The organism is Streptomyces griseorubiginosus, assembly GCF_017614965.1.
Classification (GTDB): domain Bacteria; phylum Actinomycetota; class Actinomycetes; order Streptomycetales; family Streptomycetaceae; genus Streptomyces; species Streptomyces griseorubiginosus_B.
The window spans coordinates 1-19413 of the sequence record NZ_WVUG01000094.1 but is presented as its reverse complement, the minus strand read 5'-3'; the positions used below and the strand labels follow the sequence as shown (position 1 = coordinate 19413).

Here is a 19413-nt window from a genome sequence, read left to right as displayed (position 1 = left end):
GGGCGGTGCTGACATCTGACGGACCGCCAGTTATCGTGACGTTGCCCCGGTCAACCACCCTTTCGATCAAGGGGGTTCACGTCCATGGCCCATCGTCTGCGTCCCGTCGGACTCGACTTCGTCGACACGGCACCCGTACGGCTGGTGTTCGCGCGGGAGATCTCCGCGTCGCCCAAGGCGGTCTTCCACGCCCTCAACGACGACGTGCCGGGGTGGGCGGAGTGGTTCGCGGCGGTGACGCACGCCCGCGTGATCGACGGTGGTGCCGGGCGTGACATCCGGCTCAGGGGCGGCGGACGCTTCCGCGAGACGGTGATCGCGGCGAAGGAGGCGGAGGTGTACGCCTACCGGGTGGACGTGACCAACGCGCCGGGGGCTCGCGCCCTCGCCGAGGAGTGGCGGCTGGTGCCGGCCGGGACCGGCACCCGGGTGCAGTGGACGTTCGGCGCGGACGGGACGGCCCTCTTCCGCTTCGCCCTGAAGACGGCCCGCGCGGGACTCGGCCGGGCCTTCCGCGACGCGGTCGTGTCACTGGACCGGCGCCTGCAAGGTTAGGGCCTGCTGCGGTCCCGCCTCCCCGTGACCCCGGGCACGCTCTCCCACCCGGAGGCCTAGCAGGGCCACACACCCGTTTCCAACAGGGAGTCGATCGCCGTGGTGTACGGCTGGATGTCCAGGCCCTGCTCGGTGAGCCACGTGTCCGAGTAGTACTTGTCGAGGTAGCGGTCGCCCGGGTCGCACAGCAGGGTCACCACGCTCCCCCGCCGGTCCTGTGCCACCATCTCGGCGACGATCTTCAGCGCGCTCCACAGCCCGGTGCCGGTCGAGCCGCCCGCCTTGCGGCCGATGGCCCGCTCCAGGGCCCGTACGGCGGCCACGCTGGCCGCGTCGGGCACCTTCATCATCCGGTCGATCGCTCCGGGCACGAAGCTGGGTTCCATGCGGGGCCGGCCGATGCCCTCGATGCGCGAGCCGCAGTCGCAGGTGACGTCCGGATCGCCGGTGGTCCAGCCCTCGAAGAAACAGGAGTTCTCGGGGTCGGCGACACAGATGCGGGTGTCGCGCTGGGTGTAGTGGACGTAGCGGGCGAGGGTCGCGGAGGTGCCTCCGGTGCCGGCCGTGGCGACGATCCAGGCGGGCTCGGGGAACCGCTCCAACTCCAGCTGCCGGAAGATGGATTCGGCGATGTTGTTGTTGCCGCGCCAGTCCGTGGCCCGTTCCGCGTAGGTGAACTGGTCCATGTAGTGGCCGCCCGTCTCCACCGCCAGGCGGGCCGACTCCTCGTACATCCGGCGGGAGTCGTCCACGAAGTGGCACCGCCCGCCGTGGAACTCGATGAGGCGGATCTTCTCGGCGCTCGTCGTGGCGGGCATGACCGCGATGAAGGGCACGCCGATCAGCTTGGCGAAGTACGCCTCGGAGACGGCCGTCGAGCCGCTGGACGCCTCGATCACCGGGCGGTCCGGACGGATCCAGCCATTGCACAGGCCGTAGAGGAACAGCGAGCGGGCGAGGCGATGCTTGAGGCTGCCGGTGGGGTGGGTGGACTCGTCCTTCAGGTACAGGTCGATGCCCCACCTCTCGGGGAGCGGGAAGCGGAGAAGGTGCGTGTCCGCCGATCGGTTCGCGTCGGCCTGCACTTTCCGGACGGCCTCTTTCAGCCAGTCGCGATAGTCGGCGTCGCTGTGGTCGACGTCGAGGGTCGCGCCGGTCCGGGTCTGCTGGGGGGTGGTCACGGCGGGGCTCCTTACGCTGCGCGCCGACGGCACATCGCGCTGCCGACGCACCGATCATATGCACCTTCCACACGCTTCTCACCTGCATAAACACCGCTTTGAGCAGCCCAAAGCACAGCCTGGGGCAAAGGCGCGGGGGGCATGGGGGCGCATTCGCGCGAGTGCACCCGGGCGCCCGGGCCGTACGTGCCGTGCGCACTGGTGCTCGACGCCGGGTGCGGGCAGACTGCACCGAACGGGGACGCACACTGGATCACGAACGCGCTGAGCCAGGGCCCACGTGGGCGCACGGGCCGGCGCGACCGGACGCGTACGAGGGGGCGGACGGCATGGCGGAGCCGGAGTTCACGGCGACGGGCGTGCGGATCGGGAAGCGGCTGCGTTCGCTCACCCGGGCCGGGCAGGTCCGGATCAGCGACGGCAGGCTCGAGTTGCTCACCAGCTACGGCAGCGAGATCGACAGCGCGCCGGTGCAGGCCGTACGGGCCTCGAAGCCCTGGTTCGCGGCGGAGGACCGGGCGCTCGCGGACCTCAACGGCAAGCGGTACACGCTGACCCTGGGCGAGCACGATCCGGCGCCGGGCGAGCCGGGGCCGCCCGCGGCGCGCCGGTTCATCGAGGCCGTGCGGCGGGCCGCGGGGCGCGGCGGCTGACGACACGGCCCGACGACGGAGGGCGACGGCTTCTTCACGATGAGTTGCGCTCTGGCACCCCCTGCGTCACGCTGGTCTCACGTCACTCTGGGTTTACCGGCGACAACGCTGCGAACCAGCCGCCGGGCACGACAGCAGCCGTCCGTTTCTCACCGGCCCGTTGCTGGATCCGAATCCCGTGTTCTTCCGGACCTCAAGTCGGGGAGTCGCAGCCGTGATCAGTCACCCAAGCAGGCACTGCACGGTGGAGCTCCAAGCCCTGCCGTCGCGGATCGGCCAGGTCCGCAGAATCCTTTCAGCGCAGTTGCGCTACTGGCATATGGACGCCCTCATAGACCGTGCGGCGCTCGGTCTGACCGAACTGCTGAGCAATGTGCACCGGCATGCCCAGCCGGACAAGGTGTGCACCGTGGAGATCGAGCTGCTGCTGGACCGGCTCACCGTCTCCGTGCGGGACCACGACCCCCGGCTGCCCGAGGTGCGGGACGTGGAGTCCTCCGCCACGAGTGGGCGCGGGCTGGCCATGGTGGCGGCCGTCAGCGAGAGCTGGGGGGTGCGCCCGGACGGCGAAGCGGGCAAGGTCGTCTGGTTCACCCTGCCCGCCGCGTCGGCCGCGCTCGCGGCACCGGCCCGTCCACCGCGCCGCGTGGCCGAGAAACCGGTGCGCCGGTTCGTCGAGGTCGAGGCCGTGGCCGAGGGACACCGGGCCGGACACGTTCCTGCCCGGTCAGCCGTCGGCGGTTGACCGGACATGCTCCCGCCCGGTCAGCCGTTGGCGGTTGACCGGGCGGTGATCGTCCGAGCGGGTCGGCCCGTCGGCGCGCCTATTCGGCGGCTATCGCGTGCAGCACGTCGAGACGTGCCGCACGCCGGGCCGGGCGGAGGCCCGCGAGGGCGCCCGCGGTGAGGCCCACCAGGGCCACGACGAGCAGTTGGGCGGGCGGGATCGCGAAGGCGAAACTGCTGTCACTGGCGCCGTCCGAGGCCCTGACCAGGACCCAGCCGAGGAAGGCGCCCAGGCCGAGCCCCCCGGCGGTGCCGAAGGCGGCGACCAGGACCGACTCCCAGCGGACCATGGCCCGCAGTTGGGCCCGGGTCTGGCCCACCGCGCGCAACAGGCCCAGTTCGCGCGTGCGTTCATGGATCGCCAGGGTGAGTGTGTTGGCGATGCCGAGGAGTGCGATGAGGACCGCGAGGGCGAGCAGCGCGTAGACGAGCGTGAGCATCATGTCGATGCCACCGGCCGAGGACTGCGCGTACTCGTGGCGGGTCTGGACGCTGGGATTTCCGTACCGGGCGGCCACTTTCCCGACCGCCGCCTTGCCCGCGTCCGCGCTCACACCCTTCTTGAACGTGACGGCGACCAGGGTGTCGGAGTCCTGGGTGCGGTGCGGGGCCCAGGCCGCCCGGGTGATGACGTAGTCACCGGCGAGTTCGGACCGGCCGTACAGGGCGCGGACGGTGAAGGTCTCCTTCTTGCCGTCGGTGAAGGTGAGTCGGGCGTCGTCGCCGGTGGTGAGGTGCTGTTCGGCCGCCTCGTTGCGGGTGATGGCGATGCCGTCGGTGCCCAGGTCGCGCAGGGAGCCCTGGACGGTGCCGAGGTCGAAGGTGCGTTGCAGGGCGACGGGGTCGGTGACCGTCAGGGCCCGTCCCGCGCCGTCCACTTTCGCCACTCCGCGGCCGAGGCCCACGGCCGTGTCGACCTGCGGCAGCCGCTGGATCGCTCCGGCCAGGCGCGGGCTCAGTCCGCTGCCGCCCGCGCCGAAGGACGGGGTGCTGACCGCCACGTCGCCGGCGAAGGAGCGGGAGACGGTCTGGTCCATGGTGGCCTTGAGCGAGGCGCCGAAGACCGTGAACAGGGACACGACCGCCACGCCGATCATCAGCGCACTGGCCGTGGCGGCCGTCCGCCTGGGGCTGCGCAGCGCGTTGCGGCGCGCCAGGGCGCCTGTGACCCCCCGGAGCCCGCCCAGCGGCGCGCCGAGGACGTTCAGGGCGGTGGTGGCGGCGACCGGGCCCAGGACCACGAACGCCACCAGGGCGAGTACGGCGCCGAGTCCCGCCGTCCACACGGACGGTGAGACCAGCACTCCGCTGAGCGTCGCCGCGACGGCGAGGGCGGCCAGGCCCAGGCCGGTGACCGCGCGGGTGCGGGAGGCGCCGGAGGTGTCGACGGCCGTCTCGCGCAGGGCGGCCAGCGGGGCGGTGCGGCCGGCGCGTACGGCGGGCAGGAGCGCCGAGCCGAGGCAGACCACGATGCCGACCGCGAGCGGCAGTGCCATGGACAGCGCGCTGATCACCAAGTCGCCGTCGGGGAAGGGGAATCCGATCGCCGGGAAGAGTGCCTGCAGGCCGGCGGCGATGCCGATGCCGCCCGCGAGGCCCGCCGCCGACGCGGCCACGGCGACGGCGGTCGCCTCGGCCAGGGAGGTCGCGGTGACCTGCCGGCGTGAGGCGCCGAGGGCCCGCAACAGGGCGTTCTCACGGGTGCGTTGGGCGACGACGATGGCGAAGGTGTTGTGGATGGAGAAGGTCGCGACCAGCAGGGCGACGCCGGAGAAGACGAGGAGGAAGGTGGTGAAGATCGTCAGGAACCGGCTGGAGATCATGTCCGTGTTCTCCTGGGCCGACTCCTGACCGGTGATCGCCTCGACGCCCTTGGGCAGGACGGGAGTCAGGCGGTCGACGAGCTGCTTCTGGCCGATGCCGGGTCCGGCCCGCACCTTGATGCTCGCCGCCTGTCCGGGCCTGGCCGTGAGGTACTTCTCGGCGTCCGTGCGGGTCATGCCGGTGAAGGTCACCTGGGCCATGCCGTCCTCGCCCCCGAAGGTCGCGAGCCCCACGATCGTCACCTTGACCGGGTCCGGGGTGCGCAGGGTCGTGGTGTCGCCGATCTTCAGATCACCCTTCTTCGCGGCGCCCCGGTTGACGACGACCTCGCCCGTCCGCCGTGGGGCGTGGCCCTGGGCGAGTCGGTACGGGTTCAGCTTCGGGTCGGTGATCCAGTTCCCGGCCAGTGTGGGCGGGCCCTGGCCGCCGATGGCCTTGCCGTTCCTGCCGACGAGCTGGCCGGCGCCCTCGATGTCGGGCTCGGCGGCCGCGACGCCCGGCACCCTGGCGAGGGTCCCGGCCAGGGAGGTGGGAACCGGCTGCCGTACGCCCTGGCTCTCGCCGGGAGTGGTGATGGTGTCCGTGCTGCGGACGACGGCGTCCGTGCCGCTGGTCGCGTCGCCGAACATGGTGTCGAAGCCGGCGCGGAGCGTGTCGCCCATGACGAGGGTGCCGGCCAGGAAGGCCACGCCCAGGAAGACGGCGAGGAAGGTGCCTGCGAAGCGGCGCTTGTGGGCGCGCAGGGAGGTGACGCTCAGCCGGACGGCGGCGTTCATGACGGCACCTCGAAGGCTTTCATCCGGTCCAGGACCCTGTCGGCGGTAGGGGCTTCCATGCGGTCGACGAGGCGTCCGTCGGCGAGGAAGACGACCTCGTCGGCGTGGGCGGCGGCCACCGGGTCGTGGGTGACCATGACCACCGTGCGGGCGGTCTCGCGCGCGGTGCGGCCGAGCAGACCGAGGACCTCCCCGCCTGCCCGGGAGTCGAGGTTCCCGGTCGGCTCGTCGGCGAAGACGACGTCCGGGCGGCCCGCGAACGCCCGTGCCACGGCGACGCGTTGCTGCTGGCCGCCGGAGAGTTCGGCGGGCCGGTGGTGCAGGCGGTCGCGCAGACCGACGACGTCGATCAGCGCGTCGATCCACTCCGGGTCGCCCCTGCCGCCCGCGAGGTCCAGGGGCAGGGTGATGTTCTCGGCGACGGTCAGTGTGGGCACCAGGTTGAACGCCTGGAAGACGAAGCCGACGTGGTCGCGGCGCAGGAGGGTGAGCCTGCGGTCGTCGAGGGTGCCCAGGTCGGTGTCACCGATGTGGGCGGTGCCGGAGGTGAGCGTGTCGAGGCCGGCCGCGCAGTGCATCAGCGTGGACTTTCCGGAGCCCGAGGGGCCCATGATCGCGGTGAAGCGGCCGGCCGGGAAGTCGACGCTCACCCCGTCCAGGGCCCTGACCTCGGTGTCGCCGCGCCCGTACACCTTCACGGCGTCGACGACCCGGGCGGCCGTCCGCACGGTGGTCGCGGTCGTCATGCGGCACCGCCCTTGCGGCCGAACTGCTCGTCCAGGACGGACAGCCGGCGCCAGTACTCGTCCTCGTCGATCTCACCGGAGGCGAAGCGCCGGCCGAGCACGGCCAGGGGCGAGTCGCCGGTGGGCCGGTCGTCCGTCGGGTGCCAGGGTCCGCGGCGGCCGCGCCGGACGGTGCGGCGCAGGAAGGTGGCGACGCCGATCACGACGGCCGCCCAGATCAGCGGGAAGAAGAGGATCCAGGGGCCGGGGCCGCCGTGCCAGTCGGCGAGGGTCTGCATCTCGGGTCATCTCCTCAAGCGGGTCCTGTTGGGTGATGCCTCGAGACTCGCGCCGGAAGGGGGTCCGGGTCGTCGTACGGCCAGCGGCAATGCGCCTACCTCCCGGGGAGTACGAGCGCCTTCCCCCGCTGCTTCCTCCACCCTCGACGGTTGTAACTACTAGTATGTACAGTGCCCTCATGAGCACTGCGGACCGACTCGTCGAATCCACCCGTGAGCTGCTGTGGGAGCGCGGCTACGTGGGCACCAGTCCGAAGGCGATCCTGGAGCGAGCGGGCGCCGGACAGGGCAGCATGTACCACCACTTCAAGGGCAAGCCGGATCTCGCGCTCGCGGCGATCCGGCGGACGGCCGAGGATGTGCGGGCCACCGCGGAGGGAGTACTCGGCGGGCCGGGGACGCCGTACGAGCGCATCGAGGCGTATCTGCTGCGTGAGCGCGACGTGTTGCGCGGCTGCCCGATCGGCCGTCTGACCATGGACCCGGAGGTGATCGCGAGCGACGAACTGCGTGCCCCGGTCGACGAGACGCTCGACGCCGTCCGCGAGCTGATCGCCGGGATCGTCGAGGAGGGCAAGGAACAGGGCCTGTTCGGGCCCGCGCTGGACGGCGAGGAGATCGCAGCGACGGTTCTGGCGACCGTGCAGGGCGGTTACGTCCTGGCCCGCGCCTCCGGTTCCCCCGCCGCCTTCGACGCCGGCGTCCGCGGACTGCTCTCCCTGCTCGCACCCCCGGCCTGAGGAGGCACCGGATGCACGCCATGCAGTACGAGCTGACCCTGCCCGCCGACTACGACACGGGCATCATCCGTGCCCGTGTGGCGCGGATCGGGCATCTGCTGGACGACTGGGAGGGACTGGGCGTCAAGACGTATCTCCTGCGCGAGCGCGGGCGGTTCGGGTCTCCGGTCAACCAGTACGCGCCCTTCTATCTCTGGAAGACCATGGAAGGCATGAACACCTTCCTCTGGGGCGGCGCCTTCCAGGGCCTCAGCAACGACTTCGGGCGGCCGTCCGTGCGGCAGTGGTCGGGGGTGGCGTACGAGGAGGGGAGCGCCGCCGGTTCACCCGCCCGGTTCGCGGTGCGCGGGCGCCGACCCGTACCGGAGGGAGTGGAGTTGGCCCAGGTCATGGGCGACGCGGCGCGGGAGACCGAGCGGCTGGCCGGGGAGGACGGGGCGGTGCTCGCGGCTGCCGCCGTGGACACGAGCCGTTGGGAACTGGTCCACTTCTCGCTCTGGGAGCACGACACGCCCAAGGCCGAGGGAGATGTGTTCCAGGTGCTGCACACGTCGGCGCCGGGCCGGGAGCGGTTGCCGCGGGGGCGACAGTGGTGAATGCGGTCCGCACGGTACTGGGGGACGTACGGCCGCAGGAGCTGGGTGTGTGCGACGCGCACGACCATCTGTTCTTCGGCACTCCGCTGCTGCCGGGCCAGGAGTTGCCGTCGCTGGGCGCGGCGCGGGAGGAACTGGCCGCGTTCCGGGCTCAGGGGGGTGGCGCGGTGGTGCAGTGGACTCCGTACGGCCTGGGGCGGCGGGCGGCCGATCTGCCGTCGCTGTCCCGGGAGACCGGGGTGCACGTGGTCGCGGCGACCGGGCTGCACCAGGCCGCCCACTACGCCGAGGACACGCTCGCCGGACTGCGCGGGAAGCCGGCCGAGGTGTTCGTCTGCGAACTCACCAACGGTATCGGCGCGTCAGGGGTGCGGGCGGGGCTGATCAAGGTCGCCGGAGGCTTCCACGCCCTCGACGCGCACGCCCGCTGGACGATGACCGCGGCGGCCGAGGCGCACCGGGCGACGGACGCCCCGATCGCCGTGCACCTGGAGCTGGGGACGGGCGCGCTGGACGTACTGGACCTGCTCTGCGGGGAGTTGGGGGTTCCGCCGCACCGGGTGATCCTCGGCCACCTGAACCGCTCCCCCGACGTCGTCGTGCAACGCCAGGCCGCGGAGACGGGTGCGTATCTGGCCTTCGACGGCCCGTCACGTACCCATCACGCCACCGACTGGCGCATGCCCGGCGCCGTGGCGGCCCTCGCCGAGGCGGGCTTCGGCGACCGTCTGCTGCTCGGTGGGGACACCGTGACGGACAGCGCCCGCTCGGTCAACGGCGGGCCGGGGATGCCGTATCTGCTGCGCAGGGTCCGGCCGCGGCTCGCCCTCGCGCTCGGCGACGACCTGGTTGACCGGATCTTCACGCTCAACCCGGGGCGCGCGTTCGGGGTGGAGTGGCGCTGACCGTCCGGGACCGGCCTCAGCGGCAGAGGTCGTCGAGGTCGTCGGAGAAGGTCGGGAACTCCTCCTGGGCCTCGGCGATGATCTCCTCGGCCGGGCGGCGCGGGGACGTGGCGTGCTGCTCGGCGAGTTTCGTCAGCTCCGCGTCCGGCCGGGCATCGCGTCGGCCGAACTCGACGACCTCCATCGGTCCGAGGCCGTCGGCCAGCAGCCACAGGAAATCGGAGAGGCTGCCGGCGACCACGCCCCGCTCCCCCTCCGAACCGAGGAACACCACGGGCTGTTCAGGGAGCGGTCGCCCAGGGCGCACGCACCAGAGGGCGGCCAGACCGCCGGTGCCGTCCTGCCCGAAGACCCGGTAGGCGTCACCGTCGACCTCCTGGTTGCCGGTCCAGTTGCGCAGCCAGTCGGTGGTCTCCTCGGCGGAGTCGAAGGCGTCGTACGGCTCGAAGTCGACGCCCTCGCCGTCGCCGTAGTCGAACTCCACCTGGGCCACGGCGGCCAGGGCGGCCGGAAAGCGGCGGTCGCCGCCGGTTCTCTCGATCATCCGCGCAGGCTATCCGTGACCACTGACACTCGGCGTGGCTCAGGGCGTCGCCCTGTCTCCGTCGAGGCGCTCGACGCGCTCCACGTTCTGCCGGTCCTCGGCGTCCGCGCTGGCCTCACCGGCGAACCAGGCGTCGAGGATCTCCTTGAGCAGCGGCTCGGACGTCAGCCGCAGGCTGAGGGCGAGCACGTTGGCGTCGTTCCAGCGGCGGGCGCCGTCCGCGGTGTAGGCGTCGGTGCACAGGGCGGCCCGTACGCCCGGCACCTTGTTCGCGGCGATGGAGGCGCCGGTGCCGGTCCAGCAGCACACGACCGCCTGGTCCGAGGCGCCGGAGGCGACGTCCCGGGCGGCCGCCTCCGAGCAGGCGGCCCACTGGGGGTCGTCGCCGGGGCTCAGCGCGCCATGGGTCACGACCTCGTGGCCCCGTTCGGTCAGCTGCGCGAGGAGCGAGCGCGCCACGGGTTCGTCCATGTCGGAGGAGACGGAGATCCGCATGCCCCGAGAGTACGTCGCGCTCAGGCTCCGAGCGCGGCCAGGGGATCGTCCAGCACCGGCTGCCACGCCAACTCCGCCGCTCCGACCAGGCTGTTGTGATCCAGGGTGCAGGGCAGGATCGGGACGCTGCCGCTCTGCCCCCACAGGCTGCGGTCGGCCACGACGGCGCGCAGCCGGTCGGGGTCGGCGTCGAGGAGGGTGCGGTGCAGGCCGCCGAGGATGATGCGGTCGGGGTTGAGGATGTTGACGAGGCCCGCGAGGCCCAGGCCGAGGCGGTCGATGAGGGTCTCGACGGCCGTACGGACGGTCGGGTCGGCATAGTGGTCGCGGACCAGGTCGTCGGCCTGTTTGAGCAGGGAGTCCGCCGGGCCCGGATCACGCCCGGCGGCCGTCAGCAGGGCCAGCGGGTCTGCCTCGACGTCCAGACAGCCGCGGCTGCCGCAGTGGCAGGGGCGGCCCGCCGGGTTGACGGTGAGGTGGCCGACCTCCAGGGCGAGGCCCGAACTGCCCGTGTGCAGACGGCCGTCGAGAACCAGCGCGCCGCCAACGCCACGGTGTCCGGTGGCCACGCACAGCAGGTCCCGGGCGCCGCGGCCGGCGCCGTGCCGGTGCTCGGCGAGGGCGGCGAGGTTGACGTCGTTGGCCGCGAAGGCCGGTCCGGTGATCCCGGCCGCGCGCACACGCTCCGCGAAGATCCGCCGGACGGGGGCGCCGACGGGCCAGGCCAGGTGGAGGGGGTTGAGCGCGAGACCGTCGGGTTCGGCGACGGCGGACGGTACGGCGAGACCGGCGCCGACACAGCGCCGTCCCGTCTCCCGCAGCAGCTCCGCGCCCGCCTCGACGACCGAGCCGAGCACCTTGGCCGGGTCGGCGTCGACGGTCTCGCAGCCGGGCGCGGTGGCGACGATCCGCCCGCCGAGGCCCACCAGCGCCGCCCGGAACCCGTCGGCATGCACCTGGGCGGCGAGCACGACCGGCCCCTCGTCGGCCACCGCCAGCCGGTGCGAGGGCCTGCCCTGCGATCCGGCCGCCGCGCCGGGCCGGGCGTCGACCCTGATCAGCCCGAGTGCCTCCAGCTCGGCGGCGACCGCACCGGCCGTTGCCCGGGTCACCCCGAGTTCGGCGGTGAGCACGGCCCGGGTCGGCGCACGTCCGGTGTGCACGAGCTCCAACGCGGGCCCGAGCGCACCGCGCCCCCGGTCCAGCCGCGTCCTCGAGGTGGTCCCTTCCCCCGCCTGCCGGGGGTCCGCCTTGCCGCTCATGAGGGCGAGTCTCCCATGATCCGCAGGCGGCGGGGCCACAGGCGGCCGACCCTGACGGACAGGATCTGGTGCGGGTCCGGGTCAGCAGCGCGCCCGTCCTCCCCGATCAGCCCTGAGCTGGGGCTCCGCTAGCCTGGTCGGACGATGAACGACCGTATGACGACGCCGTGGGGCGAGTTCGCGCTGGCCCGGTTTCCCGAGGATCCGCGCGACCGGCTGCGCGCCTGGGACGCCTCCGACGAGTATCTGCTGAGGCACCTCGCGCAGGAGAAGGTACCGCTGGACGGCACGGTCGTGGTCGTCGGGGACCGGTGGGGCGCGCTGGTGACCGCCCTGGCGGAGCACCGGCCCGCGCAGATCACGGACTCCTTCCTCGCGCAGGAGGCGACCAGGGCGAATCTCGCCCGCAACGGCGTCGAAGCGGGTGCCGTGGAGCTGCTGACCACGCAGGACGACCCGCCCGAGCGGATCGACGTGCTGCTGGTGCGGGTGCCGAAGAGTCTCGCGCTGCTGGAGGACCAACTGCTGCGGCTCGCGCCCGCCGTGCACGAGGGGACCGTGGTCGTCGGTACGGGGATGGTGAAGGAGATCCACACCTCGACGCTGCAGCTGTTCGAGCGGATCCTCGGGCCGACCCGCACCTCGCTGGCGGAGAAGAAGGCGCGGCTGATCTTCTGCACGCCGGATCCGGCACTGGAGCGGCCGGGCAATCCCTGGCCGTACAGCTATGCGCTGCCGGACGGCATCGGTCCGGTCTCGGGGCGGACGGTCGTCAATCACGCCGGGGTCTTCTGCGCGGACCGGCTGGACATCGGGACGCGGTTCTTCCTGGGGCATCTGCCCAGCGCCCGGGGCGGCCGGCGGGTGGTGGACCTGGGGTGCGGGAACGGGGTCGTCGGGACGGCGGTGGCGGTCGCCGACCCGGACGCCGAGGTGCTGTTCGTGGACGAGTCGTTCCAGGCGGTGGCCTCGGCGGAGGCGACGTACCGGTCGAGCGGGGTGGCGGGACGCGCCGAGTTCCGGGTCGGGGACGGGCTGGCCGGGGTGCCGGCCGGGAGCGCGGACCTGGTGCTGAACAATCCGCCGTTCCACTCGCACCAGGCGACGACCGACGCGACGGCCTGGCGGATGTTCACCGGGGCGAAACGGGTGCTGCGGCCCGGTGGTGAGCTGTGGGTGGTCGGCAACCGGCACCTGGGGTACCACCTGAAGCTGCGCCGACTGTTCGGCAACAGTCAACTGGTCGCCAGTGACCCGAAGTTCGTGGTGCTCAAGGCGGTCAAGCGGTAGTCAGGCGAGGGTGCGGGCGATGTCCGTGACCGTGCGCACCATCGCCTCGCGGCCCACGCTGAGGTACTGGCGCGAGTCGACCGCCTCGGGGTGCGTGGCGAGGAACTCCCGGATGGCGGCCGTCATGGCGATGTTGAGCGCGGTGCCGACGTTGACCTTGGCGATGCCGCCCGCGACCGCACGGGCGAGTTCGTCGTCGGGCACGCCGGAGGAGCCGTGCAGGACGAGCGGGACGTCGAGCACGGCGGACAGGCGTTTGAGCAGGGCGTGGTCGAGGGTGGCGGTGCGGGAGGTCATGGCGTGGGCGCTGCCGATGGCGACGGCGAGCGCGTCGACCCCGGACTCGGCCACGAAGGCGCGGGCCTGGTCGGGGTCGGTACGGGCGCCGGGGGCATGGGCGTCCAGCGCGGGCAGGCCGCTCTTGCCGCCAATCTGGCCCAACTCCGCCTCGATCCACAGGCCTTGGCCGTGCGACCATTCTGCGGCGGCGCGGGTCGCGGCGAGGTTCTCCTCGTAGGGCAGCCGGGCCGCGTCGTACATGACCGAGCTGAAACCGGCGCCGGGCGCCTGGCGCAGCAGGTCGTCGCTCTGGACGTGGTCGAGGTGCAACGCGACGGGGACGGCGGCGCGTTCGGCGGCGACGACGGCGGCCCGGGCCAGTGGCAGCAGGCGGCCGTAGCGGAACTTGACGGCGTTCTCGCTGACTTGGAGGACGACCGGAGCTCCGGCGGCTTCGGCACCGGCGATGACGGCCTCGACGTGTTCCAGCGTGATGATGTTGAAGGAGGGGACGGCGGAGTGCGCCGCCGCGGCCCGGGTGACGAGTTCACCGGTGGTGGCGAGGGGCACGGCTGCTGCCTTTCGGGTCGTCAGGGCGCGAGGATCACGGAGCGGGTGAGATGGCGGGGCCGGTCCGGGTCGAGGCCGCGCGCGGCGGCGACGGCGACGGCGAGGCGCTGGGCCCGGACCAGTTCGGCCAGCGGGTCGAGGTCGCCCGCCACCCACAACCCGCCCGTCTGCCGAACCTGTTCGGCGAGCCCGTCGGGTGCCTCGCCCAGCATCCAGGTCGCGGTGCCGCGGGTGGTGATGCTGATCGGTCCGTGGCGGTACTCCATCGCCGGGTAGGCCTCGGTCCAGGCGAGGGATGCCTCGCGCATCTTCAGTCCCGCCTCGTTCGCCAGTCCCACCGTCCAGCCCCGGCCGAGGAAGGTGAACTGCGTGCACTCGACGAGCCCTTCGGGCAGCGGGGTCGCCAGCGCGGTGCGGGCGTCGGCGACCACGGCGTCCGTGTGCAGGCCGAGGTGGGCGCGGAGGAGGGTGAGGGCGGTGGTGGCGAACCGGGTCTGTACGACCGAGCGTTCGTCGGCGAAGTCGAGCACGACGGCCTCGTCGGCGGCCGTCATGACCGGGGTGCCGGGGTCGGCGGTGATGGCCGTCGTCCGCGTGCGGCCCTTCAACTCGGCCAGCAGGTCCAGGACTTCGGTGGTGGTGCCGGAGCGAGTCAGGGCCAGGACACGGTCGTAGGCGCGTCCGTGCGGGAACTCCGAGGCGGCGAAGGCGTCCGTCTCGCCCTGCCCGGCGCCCTCGCGCAGGGCCGCGGCCGACTGCGCCATGAAGTACGAGGTGCCGCAGCCGACGATCGCGACCCGCTCCCCCGGCGCGGGGAGTGTCCCGCCGTGCCGTTCCGCTTCGGCGGCGGCGCGCGTCCAGCACTCGGGCTGACTGGTCAGCTCGTCCTCGACATGGGTCATGCCGGAGCCCTTCTGTTCGTGATTGTTCTTGCAAGATATAGCCGACTTTCGAGCATAATCAAGCAGTCGGGACGAAGCTGGGTGCTCGAGGGCCGCCGGGGATCGAGGAAGGGAGGGCGAATCCGCGGGACTGAGGTGGTTGGCCGGGCGTGACCGTCTGGCGGGGTCCGCTCTGTCCCCGAGATCCCCGCGCTCACGGCGTCGATTCCGCCTAGGCTGAGGGCGGGATGCGTGTCCGGGGCAGGGAGGCCACGATGGGCGCACGAGTGATCGACCAGGAGGTCCCCGGGGCGGGCCCGCGCTATCTGCCGATCGCCGAGCACGGTCTGATCGGCGATCTGCGCACCGTGGCCCTGGTCGGGACCGACGGCACCATCGACTGGTACTGCTGCCCGGCCTTCGACGCACCCAGCGTCTTCGCCTCGATCCTGGACGCCGAACGCGGCGGGTGCTTCGAGCTCGCCGCCACCGTGCCGGCCAAGACGAAGCAGTTCTACTTCCCCGACACCAACGTGCTGATCACCCGGTTCTTCACCGAGGACGGCGTCGGCGAGGTGCAGGACTTCATGCCCGTGAACGGCGGGAAGGTGGAGGCCGAGCGGCATCGGCTGATCCGGCGCGTGGTGTGCGTGCGCGGCTCCATACCGTTCCGCACCCGGGTCGCCCCGCGCTTCGACTACGGCACCCGGCCGCACACCGTGCGCATGGTCGGCGAGGCGGCGGTCTTCGCCTCCGACGGGCTCTCCCTCGCGCTGACCGCGACGGTGCCGCTCGCTGCCGAGGGGCTGGACGCGCGGGCCGACTTCAAGCTCTCGGAGGGCGAGACGGCGGTGTTCGCGCTGGACCAGGTCGGCGGTGACCTCCAACCGCGCCGGTGCGCGAAGCTGGAGGCGGAGGAGCAGTTCGGCACGACCGTGGCGTACTGGCGTCGCTGGCTGTCCGCCTCCAAGTACCGGGGCCGCTGGCGGGAGATGGTGCATCGCTCCGCCCTCACCCTGAAGCTGCTCACCTACGCGCCCACCGGCGCGATCGTCGCCGCACCGACGACGAGCCTGCCCGAGCAGCTGGGCGGCGAACGCAACTGGGACTACCGGTACGTGTGGGTGCGCGACGCCGCCTTCTGCGTGTACGCGCTGCTGCGCCTCGGCTTCACCGACGAGGCCGAGGCGTTCATGAAGTTCCTGACCCAGCACGTCAGTCCGTCGACCGACGGGCACTCCGCCCCGCTGCAGATCATGTACGGCATCGACGGCCGCACCGACCTCGCCGAACGCGAACTCGACCACTTCGAGGGCCACCACGGCTCCGCTCCGGTACGGGTCGGCAACGCGGCGGCCGACCAGCTCCAGCTCGACATCCACGGCGCCCTCATCGACTCGATCTACCTCTACGACAAGTGGGCCAAGCCGATCTCCAGCGACCAGTGGGACGACGTGTGCGCCCTGGTGGAGTGGGTGTGCGAGCACTGGAACCAGCCCGACGAGGGAATCTGGGAGACCCGCGGCGGCCGCAAGAACTTCCTGTACTCGCGGCTGATGTGCTGGGTGGCGATCGAGCGGGCCATCCGCATGGCCAACCGGCGCGGGCTGCCCGCCGATCTGCCGCGCTGGCGCGAGGCCCGGGACACGATCTACCGGCGGATCATGACCCACGGCTGGTCCGAGGCCCGCCAGGCGTTCGTCCAGCACGAGGACGACGACGTCCTGGACGCGGCGGTCCTGATGATGCCGCTGACGAAGTTCATCGCCCCGACCGATCCCAAGTGGCTGTCCACGCTGGACGCGCTGACCAACGAGCTGGTGTCCGACTCCCTCGTCTACCGCTACGACCCGACGGCCAGCCCCGACGGACTGCGCGGTGACGAGGGCACCTTCTCCATCTGCTCGTTCTGGTACGTCGAGGCCATGGTCCACGCCGGCCGCATCGACGAGGCCCGCCTGGCCTTCGAGAAGATGCTGACGTACGCCAACCATCTCGGCCTGTACGCCGAGGAGATCAGCAACACCGGTGAGCAACAGGGCAACTTCCCGCAGGCGTTCACCCATCTCGCCCTGATCAGCGCCGCGTTCAACCTGGACAAGGCCCTCGGCTGATGACCCCTGCGGGAGCCTTCGGTGACGACCCTCGACAGCACGCCCGGCCGCTCGGCGGACGGCCTCGACGCGCTGACCCTCACCCGGGTGCGGCTGGGCCCGGGCGGCCCGCTGGGCAGCGTGCGCGTCGCCGAGGGGCGCGTCGTCGCCGTCGTGGAGGGCGAACTGGACGGCGGCGGGCTGGACTTGGACGGCAGAACCGTGCTGCCCGGCTTGTGGGACGCGCACGCTCATGTCGCGCAGTGGGCCGGAAACCGTCACCGGGTGGACCTGTCCGGGCATGCCTCGGCGCGGGCGGTGGCCGAGGCCGTACGGGCGCACACAGCCGTTCTGCCGGCCGGCGAGACGGTGACGGGGCAGGGTTTCCGGGACGGGCTGTGGCCCGACGCGCCGCACAAGGCGCTGCTGGACGCGGTGTGCCCGGACCGGCCGGTCGTGCTGATCAGCGCCGATCTGCACGCCGTGTGGCTGAACTCGGCAGGTCTGGCGCTGGTCGGCCGGGGTGACCACGCCACGGGACTGCTGCGTGAGCACGAGTGCTTCGCGGCGATGCGCGCGCTGCCCGAGGTGCCCGCGGAGGTGCAGGACCGCTGGGTGGCCGAGGCCTGCCGGGACGCGGCAACGCGGGGTGTCACCGGGGTCGTCGACTTCCACTTCGCCGACAACATCGCCGACTGGAGCCGACGTTCGGCGCACCGGCCGCCCGCCGTACGCGTGCGGGCCGCCGTCTATCCGAGGCACCTGGAAACGGTGATCGAGCGCGGTTACCGCACGGGAGACGTGCTGCCCGGTACCGGGGGCCGGGTCCAGGTGGGCCCGCTCAAGCTGTTCACGGACGGTTCACTCAACACGCGGACGGCGCTGTGCTGCGACCCGTATCCCGGGCTGGAGGGCACGCGCGAGGCGTACGGCAGCCAGGAGACGTCGTACGGCGAACTGGTCCGTCTGATGCGGCGCGCGGCCGCCCAGGGCATCGAGCCCGCCGTGCACGCGATCGGAGACCGGGCCAACTCCCTTGCCCTGGACGCGTTCGCGGCCGTCGGCTGCCCGGGACGGATCGAGCACGCCCAGCTGCTGACGGCCGCCGACGTGCCGAGGTTCGCGGAGTTGGGGGTGACGGCGAGTGTGCAGCCCGCGCACGTCGCCGACGACCGTGACGTGGCCGACCGGCACTGGGCCGGGCGTACGGGACGGGCCTTCGCCTACGCGGATCTGCTGGCGGCGGGCGCCCGGCTGGAGTTCGGCTCCGACGCGCCCGTCTCGCCGCTGGATCCCTGGCTGGGCATCGCCGCCGCCGTCCACCGCACGAACGACGGACGCCCCGCCTGGCACCCCGAGCAACGCGTCCCGGTACGGGCCGCGCTCACGGCGTCGGCAGGCGGCCGCTCCGCGCTGCGGCCCGGCGACACGGCCGACCTGGTGATCGTGGACGTCGACCCCCTGGACGCCGACGCGCACACCCTGCGCGAGATGCCGGTACACGCCACGATGCTGGGCGGCCACTGGACTTACGGCCCACGCTGACCACCCGGTGGCGGGAGCCGGTGGCACGTCGTCACGTGTCGAGGGTGGCGAGCCAGTCGGTCAGGAGGTGGTTGGTCTCCTCGGGGCGTTCCTGCTGGATGAAGTGGCCGCAGCCGTCGAGGATGTGGCACGAGGTGAGGCCGGGAAGGGTGGTGGGGTACGCCTCGATCGCGTCCGCCAGCCATGTCGTGGAGGCGTCGAGCGCGCCGCCGGCGAACAGGGCGGGCTGCTTGAGCGGGGCGCCGTGGTGGGCGGCCAGGTCCTCCCAGTCGCGGTCCATGTTCCGGTAGCGGTTCAGTGCCCCGGTCAGTCCGGTCCGCTCGAACTCTCCGGCGTAGACGTCGAGTTCGTCCTCGCCGAGCCAGGCCGGCAGGGGCCCGGCCGGGAAGCGCTCGCGCAGTGTCCCGCCCCGGGTGACGAAGTGCGGGTCGGGAGCGCCGGGCGCCGGCATGGTGTCGGCGGACAGGGCGGCGTAGAACCCGGCGAGCCAGCCGCGGACGTCCGGCTCGATCTCGGCCTCGGCGCGGCCGGGCTCCTGGAAGTACGAGACGTAGAACTCCTCCTCGCCGCCCATCCCCGCGAAGACCTCGCTCGGCCGGGGGCCGCCGGGCGGCGTGTACGGCACGCTCAGAAGACCCACCGCGCGGAAGACGTCGGGCCGGAGCAGCGCGGACATCGCGGCGATCGTGGCGCCCCAGTCGTGCCCGACGATCACCGCGGACCGCTCCCCCAGGGCCTCGACCACGGCCACGTTGTCCGCGACCAGGTCGAGCATCCGGTACGAGGTCACCGCGTCCGGGCTGGAGGAGCGGCCGTAGCCCCGGACGTCGATCGCCGCGGCACGGTACCCGGCGGCGGCCAGGGCGGGCAGTTGGTGGCGCCAGGAGTACCAGGACTCCGGGAAGCCGTGCACGAGCAGGACGAGGGGTCCGCTGCCCTGCTCCACGAGGTGGGTGCGGCCGGCCGGTGAGGGCACCAGGCGGTGGATACGGTCGGTGACGGCGTGGGGGTACGACACGGGTCCTCCCGGGGTGGGTGCCTGCGGTGGCCACTGCCGATCATGCGGCGGCCGGCGCGGCCCCCACGACACTTGTTGCCGTTTCGGCAACACCGCCGCTTCGGCGACCCTGGTCGGGAGAAGCGGTCTCAGTCGTCCGCGACGAGTTCGACAGGCGTGGCGATGACGTCGACCAGGGCCTCGCCGCGCAGGGCGGTCAGGGCCAGCGGGCGGCCTATGGCGTCCTCCAGCATCAGGCGCTGCAGGGACTGGGCGCTGCTGACGGGTTCGCCCTGGGCGGTGACCAGCAGGTCACCGGTGCGCAGGCCGGCGCGGGCGGCCGGGGAGGCGGGGACGACCTCGACGACGCGCAGGCCGGTGGCGACGCCCGTGCGGGCCCGGAGCGTGGGCGGGAGC

Annotated in this window: 20 protein-coding genes; 9 read left to right on the top strand and 11 right to left on the bottom strand. The window is 72.5% G+C overall.

Translation table 11 applies throughout. From position 1 onward, the window contains the following. Window positions 1–84 precede the first annotated feature (84 nt). Entirely contained in the window at window positions 85–555 is a 471-nt protein-coding gene (locus GRC12_RS19290; protein WP_208780558.1) for an SRPBCC family protein, read from the top strand. A gap of 56 nt (window positions 556–611) precedes the next feature. Here GRC12_RS19290 and GRC12_RS19285 read toward each other — a convergent pair whose 3' ends face one another. Next, complete coding sequence (locus tag GRC12_RS19285; RefSeq protein ID WP_208780557.1) at window positions 612–1736, bottom strand: PLP-dependent cysteine synthase family protein; 1125 nt, start codon at window positions 1734–1736, stop codon at window positions 612–614. A 329-nt stretch (window positions 1737–2065) separates the two neighbouring features. Between GRC12_RS19285 and GRC12_RS19280 the strand changes: the two genes are divergently transcribed. Both GRC12_RS19280 and GRC12_RS19275 read left to right on the top strand, forming a co-directional pair. Further along, entirely contained in the window at window positions 2066–2389 is a 324-nt protein-coding gene (locus GRC12_RS19280) for a hypothetical protein (RefSeq protein WP_133045141.1), read from the top strand. 214 nt (window positions 2390–2603) lie between these two features. Beyond that, complete coding sequence (locus GRC12_RS19275; protein WP_208780556.1) at window positions 2604–3134, top strand: ATP-binding protein; 531 nt, start codon at window positions 2604–2606, stop codon at window positions 3132–3134. Between the two features lie 79 nt (window positions 3135–3213). Here the strand turns inward: GRC12_RS19275 and GRC12_RS19270 are convergent, their stop codons facing one another. From GRC12_RS19270 to GRC12_RS19260, 3 genes are read right to left on the bottom strand one after another with little or no spacing between them, the layout of a single operon-like run. Next, a complete protein-coding gene (locus GRC12_RS19270) occupies window positions 3214–5775 on the bottom strand; it encodes an ABC transporter permease (RefSeq protein WP_208780555.1) in 2562 nt (853 codons plus the stop codon). Further along, window positions 5772–6521, bottom strand: a complete 750-nt coding sequence (locus GRC12_RS19265; RefSeq protein WP_208780554.1) for an ABC transporter ATP-binding protein — start codon at window positions 6519–6521, stop codon at window positions 5772–5774. Before GRC12_RS19265 ends, GRC12_RS19270 begins: the two co-directional genes overlap by 4 nt. Then, window positions 6518–6799 carry an SHOCT domain-containing protein gene (locus tag GRC12_RS19260; protein WP_208780553.1) on the bottom strand — a complete coding sequence of 94 codons (282 nt, stop codon included), beginning with the start codon at window positions 6797–6799 and terminating at the stop codon, window positions 6518–6520. The genes GRC12_RS19265 and GRC12_RS19260 overlap by 4 nt, the downstream gene beginning before the upstream one ends. A gap of 179 nt (window positions 6800–6978) precedes the next feature. On the opposite strand from GRC12_RS19260, the gene GRC12_RS19255 reads away from it, so the two are divergent. From GRC12_RS19255 to GRC12_RS19245, 3 genes are read left to right on the top strand one after another with little or no spacing between them, the layout of a single operon-like run. After that, window positions 6979–7539, top strand: coding sequence for a TetR/AcrR family transcriptional regulator (locus GRC12_RS19255; RefSeq protein ID WP_208780552.1), 561 nt, complete (start codon window positions 6979–6981; stop codon window positions 7537–7539). A gap of 11 nt (window positions 7540–7550) precedes the next feature. Then, entirely contained in the window at window positions 7551–8135 is a 585-nt protein-coding gene (locus tag GRC12_RS19250) for a DUF4865 family protein (protein WP_208780551.1), read from the top strand. Next, window positions 8132–9040: a phosphotriesterase family protein gene (locus tag GRC12_RS19245; RefSeq protein WP_208780550.1), complete on the top strand. Its 909-nt coding sequence runs from the start codon at window positions 8132–8134 to the stop codon at window positions 9038–9040. Before GRC12_RS19250 ends, GRC12_RS19245 begins: the two co-directional genes overlap by 4 nt. 16 nt (window positions 9041–9056) lie before the next feature. Here the strand turns inward: GRC12_RS19245 and GRC12_RS19240 are convergent, their stop codons facing one another. The 3 genes from GRC12_RS19240 to GRC12_RS19230 are packed head-to-tail and all read right to left on the bottom strand — an operon-like array spanning window position 9057 to window position 11341. Then, window positions 9057–9584, bottom strand: coding sequence for an SMI1/KNR4 family protein (locus tag GRC12_RS19240; RefSeq protein WP_208780549.1), 528 nt, complete (start codon window positions 9582–9584; stop codon window positions 9057–9059). A gap of 39 nt (window positions 9585–9623) precedes the next feature. Further along, on the bottom strand, window positions 9624–10079 hold the full coding sequence (locus tag GRC12_RS19235) for an RpiB/LacA/LacB family sugar-phosphate isomerase (RefSeq protein WP_208780548.1): 456 nt from the start codon (window positions 10077–10079) through the stop codon (window positions 9624–9626). 20 nt (window positions 10080–10099) lie between these two features. Then, window positions 10100–11341, bottom strand: coding sequence for an ROK family protein (locus GRC12_RS19230; RefSeq protein ID WP_208780547.1), 1242 nt, complete (start codon window positions 11339–11341; stop codon window positions 10100–10102). Between the two features lie 144 nt (window positions 11342–11485). On the opposite strand from GRC12_RS19230, the gene GRC12_RS19225 reads away from it, so the two are divergent. Beyond that, window positions 11486–12631, top strand: coding sequence for a methyltransferase (locus GRC12_RS19225; RefSeq protein ID WP_244373309.1), 1146 nt, complete (start codon window positions 11486–11488; stop codon window positions 12629–12631). Here the strand turns inward: GRC12_RS19225 and GRC12_RS19220 are convergent, their stop codons facing one another. Both GRC12_RS19220 and GRC12_RS19215 read right to left on the bottom strand, forming a co-directional pair. Then, the gene (locus tag GRC12_RS19220; protein ID WP_208780546.1) at window positions 12632–13480 is read right to left on the bottom strand and encodes a class II fructose-bisphosphate aldolase; all 849 of its coding nucleotides are present in this window, start codon (window positions 13478–13480) and stop codon (window positions 12632–12634) included. It abuts the gene before it with no gap. Between the two features lie 20 nt (window positions 13481–13500). Next, window positions 13501–14382 (bottom strand): SIS domain-containing protein, encoded by an 882-nt coding sequence (locus GRC12_RS19215; protein ID WP_208780545.1) that lies wholly within the window; start codon window positions 14380–14382, stop codon window positions 13501–13503. Window positions 14383–14636: 254 nt separating this feature from the next. On the opposite strand from GRC12_RS19215, the gene GRC12_RS19210 reads away from it, so the two are divergent. Both GRC12_RS19210 and GRC12_RS19205 read left to right on the top strand, forming a co-directional pair. Further along, on the top strand, window positions 14637–16475 hold the full coding sequence (locus tag GRC12_RS19210) for a glycoside hydrolase family 15 protein (RefSeq protein ID WP_208780544.1): 1839 nt from the start codon (window positions 14637–14639) through the stop codon (window positions 16473–16475). A gap of 21 nt (window positions 16476–16496) precedes the next feature. Beyond that, a complete protein-coding gene (locus GRC12_RS19205) occupies window positions 16497–17999 on the top strand; it encodes an amidohydrolase (RefSeq protein WP_208780543.1) in 1503 nt (500 codons plus the stop codon). 31 nt (window positions 18000–18030) lie between these two features. Here GRC12_RS19205 and GRC12_RS19200 read toward each other — a convergent pair whose 3' ends face one another. Together GRC12_RS19200 and GRC12_RS19195 are read right to left on the bottom strand one after the other, a co-directional pair. Further along, entirely contained in the window at window positions 18031–19017 is a 987-nt protein-coding gene (locus GRC12_RS19200; protein ID WP_308286579.1) for an alpha/beta fold hydrolase, read from the bottom strand. 128 nt (window positions 19018–19145) lie between these two features. Beyond that, window positions 19146–19413: PDZ domain-containing protein (locus GRC12_RS19195; protein ID WP_208780542.1), on the bottom strand; the 268-nt coding region annotated here is incomplete at its 5' end.